The sequence below is a fragment of the Halomonas sp. 141 genome (genome assembly GCF_002810305.1).
GTDB lineage: Bacteria > Pseudomonadota > Gammaproteobacteria > Pseudomonadales > Halomonadaceae > Vreelandella > Vreelandella stevensii.
Window position 1 is genome coordinate 129,681 of the sequence record NZ_PINZ01000006.1, and the last position, 6,295, is coordinate 135,975.

Consider the following 6,295-nt stretch of genomic DNA (forward strand, 5'->3'; position numbering starts at 1 on the left):
GAGACAGTGATGCAAGCCATACAGCTACGCGCCCCCGGTGGGCTGGACCACCTCGATGTCGTCGACCTCGCTGCGCCCGGCGAGCCCGGTCCCGGCGAGATCAAGGTGCGCCTGCACGCCAGCTCGCTGAACTTTCATGACTATGCCGTGGTGGCGGGAATGATCCCTGCCGCTGATGGCCGTATCCCCATGTCGGATGGGGCCGGGGTCGTGGAGGCTGTGGGCGAGGGAGTAGAGGAGTTTGCCGTCGGTGATGCAGTGGTCTCGACGTTTTTCCCCGATTGGCTGGAAGGGCCCGCTCGGGTAGGCGATTTTGCCACCACGCCCGGTGACGGCGTCGATGGCTATGCCCGTGAGCAGGTGGTGCGCCCGGCCAACTGGTTCACTCACCAGCCGAAGGGTTACAGCCATGCCGAGTCCGCCACGCTGACCACGGCGGGGTTGACCGCCTGGCGTTCACTGGTGGTAGACGGCGGGCTGAAAGCAGGCGATAGCGTGCTGGTGCTGGGCACCGGTGGCGTCTCCATCTTTGCTCTGCAGTTTGCCAAGCTGATGGGTGCCCGGGTCATCGCCACCTCGTCGTCCGATGCCAAGCTGGAGCGCCTGCGTGAACTGGGCGCCGAGCACACCATCAACTACCGTGACACGCCGGAGTGGGGCAAGCGCGTGCTGGAGTTGACCCACGGTGAAGGGGTCGATCATGTGGTGGAAGTCGGTGGGCCGGGCACCTTGCCGCAATCCATCGACGCCGTGAAAATCGGTGGGCACATTTCGCTGATCGGCGTGCTGACCGGCCGTGAAGGCGAGGTGCCCACGGCAAAGCTGATGGCCAAGCAGGCACGTTTGCAGGGGCTGATCGTGGGCAGCCGCCGCCATCAGATGGAGATGATCAAGGCGATCGAGACAGCCAATCTGAGGCCGGTGATCGACCGGGAGTTTGCGCTGGCCGATATCGCGGATGCGTTTCGTCATCAGGAGTCTGGCAAGCACTTCGGTAAAATCTGCCTCAGCTATTGATCGGGTGACCGCTTGATCGAAGGCAAAGTGATCGAACCCGAGCAGATCAAGCCCGTGTCAGATAGCGACAAGCACAACGCCCGCCACTATGGCGGGCGTTGGTGGCGGGCGTTGTGTTTCATACCAGCGAAAAGGGAATGACGCTGAACGGGCTCGCTACGCTTTGCAGCTGAATACCACGCCCTTGACCTCGAGCTCCCAGATATCATCGTAGGGCACGGTGACACCATCTATATCCCCGGGGTCACCGGTGCTGTTCTTGATGAAGGTCTCCGGGATCACTTTGACCCCCGTCATACCCACGTGCTGTATGCGCGCGCTGAACCGATTACCGTCTTGTTCGATCAGCACCCGCTCCCCAGCAATGCACTTCGCAAGCTTCTCGTGTAGCTCTTCCCTGGTGACGTCAACCACGCTCATCGTTGCCTCCTGCGCATCGCTCATCAATGTATTGGCCTTATCCTAACGACTTTATTCTAGACGATAAGTTCGGCTATCTGCGTGGTCGTACGTGGGGCATGCTAATCTTGATCTACTTTACCGGCGCGAGGCGCGATATGGATCAAGGCCCGACGAATGCAGCGCCAGCTCCGTGACGTTCGACAAGCCCATCATCGTCGTGGCCGAGGAGAAACCCTGGGGAACGCACTATCGCATTCGTGCTTATCCCGTCGAGGGACGTGGGCGGCTGGAATTGCGACCATAACCCGGCCAGCCGAGATGCGCTGGTGGTACTCGATGCGCCCCAGCAGGTTGCCTGGCCGCCAGCGGAGATGCCGACGGCCGAAGGGTGGATTTTCGTTCCTGGTGATGCGCTGAAGGGCTAGCCGCTCAGGTGTTCTCTTCCGGCAGTTCGGCGCTGTGGAAGACGTTCTGCACGTCGTCCAGCTCGTTGAGCATGTTCAGCAGCTTTTCGAACATGGCGACGTCGTCACCTTCCACCGGCGTGGTGTTCTGCGGCAGGAACTGGATTTCATCCACTTCGAAGTCGATCTCGCCAAAGGCGTCCAGCAGTGCCTGCTTGGCCTTGGCGTAATCGGTGTTCGGAGCAAATACCGTGATGCGACCGTCTTCCTGCTCGATGTCGGTGACGTCCACGTCGGCTTCCATCAACGCTTCCAGCACGGCTTCTTCATCGCCACCGCTAAACGAGAAGATGGCGCAGTGATCGAACATGTGGCTCACACTGCCCGGCGTGCCGATCTTGCTCTTGGTCTTGGTAAAGCAGCCGCGCACATCGCCAAAGGTGCGGTTGGGGTTGTCGGTGAGGCAGTCGACGATGACCATGGCGTTGCCGGGGCCGAAGCCCTCGTAACGAGCGGACGAGAAGTCCTCGCCTCCGGCACCGCTGGCCTTGTCGAGGGCCTTGTCGATGACGTGGGACGGCACCTGGTCTTTCTTGGCACGCTCCATCAGGCCGCGTAGCGCCAGGTTGCCATTGGGGTCGGTGCCCCCTGCCTTGGCGCAGACGTAGATTTCACGCCCGTACTTGCTGTACACCTTGGTTTTCGCAGCGGCCGTCTTGGCCATGGATTCCTTACGGTTCTGAAACGCCCTACCCATATTGAAGTCCTTTATTAACCATGAACTGCCTGCACGGCAGGCGTCATTGATCGGCGTTGCCGAACGTTCTGAAAAAGGAAAATTTTACCCAACAGCGTACCATGCTAACAGCGTTATTTAAGGCCGTATTCAAGGCCGGGGGAGGATTCCACGATGCGCGGCCTAGGCAGCCACCCGCCTGCGCTTGAGCTGGCGTATACTGGTGCGCTGATCAACCGCTGGACTCATGGAGAAACGCATGCCGCTGACGCTCTGGTTATCGCTGGCCGCCATCTGTGCCATGGGGGCCATGTCCCCGGGGCCAAGCCTCGCGCTGGTACTGCGCCACACCCTGGGGGGCGGGCGGCTGCCCGGCGTGACCGCGGCGGTGTTCCATGCTTTGGGCGTGGGTTTTTATGCCCTGTTGACCGTGCTGGGGCTGGGCGCGCTGGTGGTACGCCATCCCGAGGTCTTTCAGCTGATCACCTGGGGTGGGGCCGCCTACCTGGCGTGGCTGGGGATCAAGGCCTTGCGGGCCGGGCGCGCCAGCTCGCTGGCGGCCAATGCGGTGGTCACCACGCCAGGCCAGGCGGCCCGAGAAGCGGTGCTGGTGGCTCTGGGCAATCCCAAGCTGATCATCTTTTTCGTGGCCCTGCTCAGTCAGTTCGTGACGCCGGACATGAGCCCGTTGGCCAAGGGCATCATCGTGGCCACGGCGATGGTCATCGATGGCGGCTGGTACGTGCTGGTGGCCGTGGGGCTGTCGCACTCGCGAGTGCTGCCTTGGCTGCAGCGTCACGCCCACTGGGTCAACCGTGTTACCGGTGTGCTGCTGATCGCGCTGGCACTGAGGGTCGTGGCGGGGCCACTGCTATAAGCAGCCATGGTGGAAAATTCGCGCAGGCGTGAGCCGCCGGGCTGGTGCTGGCAGGCCGCCTCGTGGCAAGGTGGCGTCAGACGATAGCAAGAGGGTGTATGATGAGCATTTACGAACAGGATTGCTACACCCATCAGGGCCAGCCCTTCAATCTGCGTGCGCTGCGCGGCCAGGTGCTGTTGGTGGTCAACGTCGCCAGCCAGTGTGGCTTTACGCCCCAGCTCAAGGAGCTGGAAAGCCTGTACCAACGCTACCGTGACCGTGGCTTTACTGTGCTGGGCTTTCCCTGCAACCAGTTTGGGCGGCAGTCGCCCGAAAGCGCCGAAGCATTCTGCACCTTCGGGGAGCAGCAGTTCGGGGTCAGCTTTCCGCTCATGGAGAAGGTGAACGTCAACGGAGGCAACGCGCATCCGCTCTTTACGTTGCTCAAGCAGGGAGCGCCAGGCGTGCTGGGCACGCGGGCCATCAAGTGGAACTTCACCAAATTTCTGGTTGCCAGAGACGGGCAAGTGCTGGCGCGTTTTGGCCCACGAGACCATGGCCCACGCCTGCGCCTGGCCGTGGAGGCGGCGCTGGACAAGGTGTGAAGGGGTTAGAGCTCGCCCCGGCTGACCATCAGCCGCTGCATCAGGTCGTTCCAGCGGTGGCGTACCATCATGGTGGTCAGGCTCGAAAACAGCGCCCAGGTTTTGCGCCGCCAGCCTTTCAGGCGCAGATTGTGATTGACCAGCTGCTTCATCAGCTTGTAGTCATCGAACTTGCGCCACTCGCTGGCCACCGACAGCTGATGGCGTGACATCACCGGGGCCAGCTCGATACGGAACACCCACTCGAGCTCCTTGAGCGATAGCCCGTGCTGTTCGATGACCTCGATCATGCGGGCGTAGTCGCGTTCGGTGGGTTCGCGGTCCAGCCAAAGCGGGGCGAGCGCCAACCAAAGGTCGCCGCGTTCATCGACTAGCTGCTGTGCATTCATCACGGTTCTCATCGGCAAGGAGTGGGCAGGGCGTTATCCTGCCGTGAATCCCCCATAACCTCAAGAGCGGACAGGGCGCGCCTGGCCCGCTAGAATAGCGCCTACTGGCAAGTGAGCACGAGGGTGCTCCGATGATACTCATCCGATGAAGGGGTCCAATGTGATCATTAAACCGAAAGTTCGGGGCTTTATCTGCACCACTACTCATCCTAAAGGCTGCGAACAGAACGTTCTCGAACAGATCGAAGCGACCCGCGCCCGTGGTTTGGACAAGCACCAGGGCCCGAAGAAAGTGCTGGTGATCGGGGCTTCCAGCGGCTACGGCCTGGCGGCGCGTATCACGGCGGCCTTCGGCTACGGTGCCGACACCCTGGGCGTGTTCTTCGAAAAGCCCGGCAGCGAGAAGAAGCCCGGCACGGCGGGCTGGTACAACAGCGCGGCCTTCGACAAGTTTGCCAAGCAGGAAGGGCTGTACAGCAAGTCCATCAATGGTGATGCGTTCTCCCATGAAGCTCGCGAGAAGGCCATCGAGCTGATCAAGCAGGACATGGGCGAGATCGACCTGGTGGTTTACTCGCTGGCCTCGCCGGTGCGCAAGATGCCCGATACCGGCGAGCTCAAGCGCTCCAGCCTGAAGCCCATCGGTGAAACCTACCGCGCCACGGCCATCGATACCAACAAGGACGTGATCATCGAAGCCGAGGTGGAGCCGGCGACGCAGCAAGAGATCGACGACACCATCACCGTGATGGGCGGCGAAGACTGGGAGCTGTGGATGAGCGCTCTGGCAGATGCAGGCGTGCTGGCCAAGGGTGCCCGCAGCGTGGCGTTCAGCTATATCGGCACCGAAATCACCTGGCCGATCTACTGGCACGGTGCTCTGGGGAAAGCCAAGGAAGACCTGGACCGCGCAGCGGCGGCCATCGATGCCAAGCTGCAAGAGAGCGGCGGCGGTGCTAACGTGGCGGTGCTGAAATCCGTCGTTACCCAGGCCAGCGCGGCGATTCCGGTGATGCCGCTGTACATCGCCATGGTGTACCGCATCATGAAAGAGCAGGGCCTGCACGAAGGCACCATCGACCAGTTGAACCGTCTGTTTGGCGAGCGCCTCTACTCAGGCCAGCCCGGTGAGATGGCCACCGACGAGCAGGGCCGTCTGCGTCTGGACGACTGGGAGCTGCGTGACGACGTTCAAAAAGCCTGTCAGGACCTGTGGCCAAACGTCACCACCGAGAACCTGTTCGACATTACCGACTATGCTGGTTACAAGCATGAGTTCCTGAAGCTGTTTGGCTTCGAACGTGACGATGTGGACTACGATGCCGATGTGAACCCCGATGTGGCGTTCGATGTCGTAACCTTGTAACGCTTGGGGCGACGGAGTGAGCGCCGCGCTGTTTCATCTAACCGGTCAGGAAGAGGTGGCGTATGGATACCAGAGAGAGCAAGACCCCGGAAGAAGAGAAAGAGCACGTACTGAACCAGCGGTTGCCCGAAGATTTCGACAAGGCGGCGCCCCATAAACAGCCGGAAGCCAAAAAGCCCCCCAGCGGCATGCACAAGCTGCTGCCCGTGGTGATCATTGGCCTGGGCCTGGTGGTGGCGGCCTTCGTGATCTTTGGCATGGGCAACAGCGGCGGTTGACGCAGCACCTTCGTTTGCCGGGCCAGTGGCCCGGCAATTTGCATTTATCGAACATCGCGAAAAACCTCGTACTTCTAGTGCGAGGATGGATAGCGAGGGGCGCGAGAGCGCCCCTAGTCCGGCCTCGATTGTTGCTCAATATACTGCTTGACCATGCTCAGAGGGGCGCCTCCGACACTTCCCGCAAAGTAGCTTGGACTCCACAGCGAGTTCTTCCGGTAGGCGGGCTGCACCAGTTC

10 protein-coding genes and 1 pseudogene are annotated in these 6,295 nt (G+C 61.3%); 7 read left to right on the top strand and 4 right to left on the bottom strand.

Annotation, left to right across the window (positions count from 1 at the left end; genetic code table 11):
• Positions 1–9: 9 nt before the first annotated feature.
• Positions 10–1,017, top strand: a complete 1,008-nt coding sequence (locus CWI66_RS05010) for a zinc-dependent alcohol dehydrogenase family protein (RefSeq protein ID WP_100731085.1) — start codon at positions 10–12, stop codon at positions 1,015–1,017.
• A 156-nt stretch (positions 1,018–1,173) separates the two neighbouring features.
• Here CWI66_RS05010 and CWI66_RS05015 read toward each other — a convergent pair whose 3' ends face one another.
• The gene (locus CWI66_RS05015; RefSeq protein ID WP_016916399.1) at positions 1,174–1,437 is read right to left on the bottom strand and encodes a hypothetical protein; all 264 of its coding nucleotides are present in this window, start codon (positions 1,435–1,437) and stop codon (positions 1,174–1,176) included.
• Between the two features lie 175 nt (positions 1,438–1,612).
• Here CWI66_RS05015 and CWI66_RS18655 point away from each other — a divergent pair.
• Positions 1,613–1,699: pseudogene (locus CWI66_RS18655) on the top strand (mechanosensitive ion channel family protein); the annotation flags it as partial.
• Positions 1,698–1,844 (top strand): hypothetical protein, encoded by a 147-nt coding sequence (locus CWI66_RS18190; protein WP_198517450.1) that lies wholly within the window; start codon positions 1,698–1,700, stop codon positions 1,842–1,844. The pseudogene CWI66_RS18655 and the gene CWI66_RS18190, both read left to right, overlap by 2 nt.
• Positions 1,845–1,848: 4 nt before the next feature.
• Here the strand turns inward: CWI66_RS18190 and CWI66_RS05025 are convergent, their stop codons facing one another.
• Positions 1,849–2,580, bottom strand: a complete 732-nt coding sequence (locus tag CWI66_RS05025) for a YebC/PmpR family DNA-binding transcriptional regulator (RefSeq protein WP_100731086.1) — start codon at positions 2,578–2,580, stop codon at positions 1,849–1,851.
• Positions 2,581–2,818: 238 nt separating this feature from the next.
• Between CWI66_RS05025 and CWI66_RS05030 the strand changes: the two genes are divergently transcribed.
• Positions 2,819–3,436, top strand: a complete 618-nt coding sequence (locus tag CWI66_RS05030) for a LysE family translocator (RefSeq protein ID WP_016916404.1) — start codon at positions 2,819–2,821, stop codon at positions 3,434–3,436.
• Between the two features lie 101 nt (positions 3,437–3,537).
• A complete protein-coding gene (locus CWI66_RS05035; RefSeq protein WP_100731091.1) occupies positions 3,538–4,023 on the top strand; it encodes a glutathione peroxidase in 486 nt (161 codons plus the stop codon).
• 5 nt (positions 4,024–4,028) lie between these two features.
• Here CWI66_RS05035 and CWI66_RS05040 read toward each other — a convergent pair whose 3' ends face one another.
• On the bottom strand, positions 4,029–4,412 hold the full coding sequence (locus tag CWI66_RS05040) for a DUF7079 family protein (protein ID WP_016916406.1): 384 nt from the start codon (positions 4,410–4,412) through the stop codon (positions 4,029–4,031).
• A 160-nt stretch (positions 4,413–4,572) separates the two neighbouring features.
• Here CWI66_RS05040 and fabV point away from each other — a divergent pair, with 160 nt between their 5' ends.
• Complete coding sequence (gene fabV / locus CWI66_RS05045; protein ID WP_026002006.1) at positions 4,573–5,778, top strand: enoyl-ACP reductase FabV; 1,206 nt, start codon at positions 4,573–4,575, stop codon at positions 5,776–5,778.
• Positions 5,779–5,840: 62 nt separating this feature from the next.
• The gene (locus tag CWI66_RS05050; protein ID WP_039175752.1) at positions 5,841–6,056 is read left to right on the top strand and encodes a hypothetical protein; all 216 of its coding nucleotides are present in this window, start codon (positions 5,841–5,843) and stop codon (positions 6,054–6,056) included.
• A gap of 113 nt (positions 6,057–6,169) precedes the next feature.
• On the opposite strand, the gene CWI66_RS05055 is transcribed toward CWI66_RS05050, so the two are convergent.
• Positions 6,170–6,295 (bottom strand): transposase (locus CWI66_RS05055; protein ID WP_198517439.1); only part of this gene is annotated, 126 nt, incomplete at its 5' end.

What these genes read in the sequence shown, in the direction of transcription:
- CWI66_RS05010 (WP_100731085.1), top strand. Translation starts at nt 10, where the DNA reads ATGCAAGCCATACAGCTACGCGCCCCCGGTGGGCTGGACCACCTCGAT.
- CWI66_RS05015 (WP_016916399.1), bottom strand. Translation starts at nt 1,437, where the DNA reads ATGAGCGTGGTTGACGTCACCAGGGAAGAGCTACACGAGAAGCTTGCG.
- CWI66_RS05025 (WP_100731086.1), bottom strand. Translation starts at nt 2,580, where the DNA reads ATGGGTAGGGCGTTTCAGAACCGTAAGGAATCCATGGCCAAGACGGCC.
- CWI66_RS05030 (WP_016916404.1), top strand. Translation starts at nt 2,819, where the DNA reads ATGCCGCTGACGCTCTGGTTATCGCTGGCCGCCATCTGTGCCATGGGG.
- CWI66_RS05035 (WP_100731091.1), top strand. Translation starts at nt 3,538, where the DNA reads ATGAGCATTTACGAACAGGATTGCTACACCCATCAGGGCCAGCCCTTC.
- CWI66_RS05040 (WP_016916406.1), bottom strand. Translation starts at nt 4,412, where the DNA reads ATGAATGCACAGCAGCTAGTCGATGAACGCGGCGACCTTTGGTTGGCG.
- CWI66_RS05050 (WP_039175752.1), top strand. Translation starts at nt 5,841, where the DNA reads ATGGATACCAGAGAGAGCAAGACCCCGGAAGAAGAGAAAGAGCACGTA.